The sequence below is a fragment of the Bacillus sp. LR_5 genome (assembly GCF_042709275.1).
Genome location: NZ_JAVAXX010000610.1, coordinates 1 through 1,144 on the forward strand (window position 1 = coordinate 1; position 1,144 = coordinate 1,144).

A 1,144-nucleotide genomic window follows, 5' to 3' on the forward strand; every position below is an offset into this window, starting at 1 on the left:
AGAAATGACAAAGCGGCTGGTACAGCAAGCACAATCACAATTAAATGGCACAACTAAATAAATTCAGGTCTTTATTCGCCGGGGGCACTCGGCGAATCTTCATTTTTAGCTGAATTATTATCACTGCTGTAGCCGTTTGGATTACGTCGGTCTGAAGCGTTATCCCTTCTGGACGAAGAACGGTTCTTGCCTTGTTCACCATTGTTCCAGTCCCTGTGATATTGGCTTTGGCCCTTGTCAGCGCCGTTATTTTCATTTCCTTTATCTTGAGGATCTTGTATTGGGGTTTGCTCATGGTCCCCATCTTTTTCGGTATTTGTGTTTTCATCTGATTCCTTTATTTTTTTATCTTTGTCACTATCATCAATCTGGTCATCCGCTTTCTCTTCTTTCTGGTCTCCGGAATCAGCATCATTCAGCTGTTCATTATCTCCTTGCTTGCTGTCCTGGGTGTCAGTTTGATCGGTGTTTTCATCCTCATTTTCATCACTCTTTTGATCCTCTTCCCCGGATGGTTTGCTGGAGTCATCTTTTATATCTTTATTGTCATTCTTTTCATTTGATTTGATGTAGCTGCCTGTTGAGACGCCTTCTTTCTTCGCTTTTTCCCTCGTTTGCATATCTGACTCGAGAGATTCCATGCGGTATGTCGTTTTATATTTTTCAGTCACATCATTCAGCTGTTTTTTCACAGCCTTTTTATATGTATTGTCTTCTGTGTTTTCATAAACAGTGGAAATCAATATTTCTTTCGATTTCTTTACATACCCGTGTTCACTGCAGTCGGTTATAATATCGTCAATCACCTTTTTAAAATCAGTCTTCTCCCAATCATCTATATCATTCACGACTTTCTGTCCCTCATCGTTTAGAGGCGTCAGTTCAATCACTTCATAATCGCTGTTTAACGCCATTTCGACGCTTGGATTGATATCGATTGTCATATACGCATAGGCCTTATTATTAGAAAAAACGGGGAGAACTATAAAAATAAAAAGCATAATAGCAGTCATCGTAAAAATCCCCATTTTGAAAGGGCGCAGTTTAAAAAAATCAAAAAAGCTGGCCCTTCTGCCCATGCGTGTTTCACTCGGAAGCATGATTTCTTCTCCGATTTCATAGCTGTGTCGATCATTTTTGGCTT

The 1,144-nt window shown here is 39.9% G+C and carries 1 protein-coding gene; it reads right to left on the reverse strand.

Annotation, left to right across the window (positions count from 1 at the left end):
- Positions 1-71 precede the first annotated feature (71 nt).
- The coding region (rsgI, locus tag RAC86_RS38925) for an anti-sigma-I factor RsgI (protein ID WP_377886981.1) at positions 72-1,144 on the reverse strand (1,073 nt) is incomplete at its 5' end.